The sequence below is a fragment of the Deinococcota bacterium genome (assembly GCA_030858465.1).
In the GTDB taxonomy this organism is placed as follows: Bacteria; Deinococcota; Deinococci; order Deinococcales; family Trueperaceae; genus JALZLY01.
In genome coordinates, this window is the sequence record JALZLY010000240.1 from 1 (window position 1) to 2,218 (window position 2,218).

Annotated in this window: 2 protein-coding genes and 1 riboswitch; both genes read right to left on the bottom strand. The window is 64.5% G+C overall.

Features of this window, described 5'->3' with window-relative positions:
• On the bottom strand, positions 1–551 hold a 551-nt coding region (locus M3498_12180; protein MDQ3460042.1), incomplete at its 3' end, for an ABC transporter permease subunit.
• Between the two features lie 73 nt (positions 552–624).
• Complete coding sequence (locus M3498_12185; GenBank protein ID MDQ3460043.1) at positions 625–1,722, bottom strand: thiamine ABC transporter substrate-binding protein; 1,098 nt, start codon at positions 1,720–1,722, stop codon at positions 625–627.
• 50 nt (positions 1,723–1,772) lie between these two features.
• A riboswitch (TPP riboswitch) is annotated at positions 1,773–1,865 on the bottom strand.
• Positions 1,866–2,218: the final 353 nt, after the last annotated feature.

Genomic DNA, 2,218 nt, shown 5'->3' on the forward strand with positions numbered 1-2,218 from the left:
ACGATGGCGGGCGCGGCCAGCGGCAGGGTGACGCGCGTGAGGGCGCGCCAGGGCGAGCTTCCGAGCGCCTGCGCGGCCTCGCCGAGCCGCGGCCCGAGCGCCTCCAGATAGGCGCCGACGATGCGCACCACCACCGCGTAGTTGTAGAAGACGTGCGCCAGCAAGATGATGAGCAGGCTGCCGCGCAGATCGACGCCGCTCACGCCCCGCGGCCCCAGGAGCGCCAGAAAGCCGATGGCCGCCACCACCGTGGGCATGACGAAGGGGATGGTAAAGGCGCTCCTCAGGAGGCGCTTGCCCGCGAAGTCGAAGCGCGCGAAGAGCAAGGCGCCAGGTAGGGCGAAAAGAACCGTGAGCAGGGTGGAGAGGAGCGCCTGGTAGGTGGTGAACCACAGACGCCCCAGGTAATAGGGATTGCTCAGGGCACCCATGACGGCCTCCCGGCTGGTGAGGCTGCGCTCCAGAATCACCGCCAGCGGGTAGAACAGGAAGACCGCCAGAAACGCAGCAGCCAGCAGGCCGAGAAGGTGCGCCAGCCACGGCCGCTGCACCTGACGAGCCTGGTGGCTCAGGCCCCTCGCCCCGGGGGGGGGAGGGTTGAGCTGAGGGAACGGAGCACCGAAGCTAGCGCAGTTCCGCCGGGTCTCGTCCCTGCACCACGACCGCCGTCCAGAGGTCGAGCCAGGTTTCCAGATTCGTCTCGATCTCCGCTGAAGCGACCGTGGCGATCTCCTCCTCGGCGGGAAGCTGGCCGAAGCGCTCGAAGACCTCGGGCAAGGTCGCCTCCTCGCTCACCGGGTAGACGAACATGGTGAGGGGGATGTCCTCTTGAAAGGCCCGGCTCAGCATGAAGTCGATAAACCTTTCGGCGGCCTCGCGGTTCTGCGTCCCGCGCAGGATGCCGACCCCTTCGATCTGCCGGTAGACGCAGCCTTCGCAGAAGAGGTTGCCGGTCGGCGCCTCGTCCAGCGCCTCGTCGGCGAAGAAGATCTCGGCGGCGGGCGAGGTCGCGTAGGAGAGCACCACCGGCCGGTCGCCGCCGTAGGAGCTGAAGGCGGTGTAGTAGGCCTCCGTCCAGCCGCTCGTGACCAAGAGGTCGTTGTCCCGCAAGTCGGCCCAGAACTCGAGCCAGTCGTCTTCCCCCGCTGCTTCACCCGCCTCGCCGAAGCGGTCGATGGTGGCCAGCATGAAGGCCAGACCGGGCGAGCTCGTGGCCGGGTTGGTGACGACGGTGAGGCCGCGGTAGGCCTCCTCGGTCAGCTCGGCGATGTCGCTGGGAATCTCCTGGCCGTCCTCCTCGAACCAGGCCCGGTCGACGTTGAAGTTGACGAAGCCCACGGTGACGGGCGTAGCCGAATGCGTGTCGTCGAAGCGGTAGCGCTCGGGGACGACCCTGAGCATGGGGCTCTGATAGGGCTCGAACAGGTCGGCCTCGAGCGCTCTCGCGATCAGGTTGTTGTCCACGCCGAAGAGCAGGTCGGCCAGGGGGTTGTCCCGGGTCAGGATGGCGCGGTTGAGCGTCTCGCCCGCGTCGCCGCCCTCGACGAACGAGACGGCGATACCCGTCTCCTCCGTGAACTCGGCGATCACCTCTGCGGAGACATTGAAGGAACCGTGGGTGAGGACGGTGAGCGTTCCCGCCTCCTGCGCCCAGGCCGGGCTCCATGTCAAGGACAGCGCGAGCGCGCCCAAGAGCAGGACCTTGCTCATAACTTGGGTCATAACGTGGGTCATAAAAAATCCTTTCCGTCACCAGAAAGGAAAAGCCTGATATTTGAAAGCTGCCACGCTTCCTACGCTGGTCTTAACCAGATCAGGTCCTTGGGGTATGATCTCAGCCCTAGCGGGCACCCCCGGTGACAACAGCAGGCTAGCCTGAAGGGAGCGAACTGTCAAGCTGCTGGCCCACGTTGTGCCCTCCAAAACTGGCTTGAACCTAGTAGTCTGTCAGTCTTTTTTGATGGGTCGTTGCGTTCACGAAGTATCCCGATTCGCGCAGCACTCCGCAGCAAGGGTGGAGCGAAGCAACGCAGCAATCTTGTTCTTGGTACACGGTTTGGAGATTGCTTCACACAGGTCAGGGCCAACGGCCCAACGGCTTCGTACTAGGCTCACTAGAGCCGTCCTCGTGGACGCACTAGTGGTCTGTCAGCCTTCTTTTGATGGGTCATTACGAGGAGCGAAGCAACGCGGCAATCTCGTTTTTGGTACACGGTTT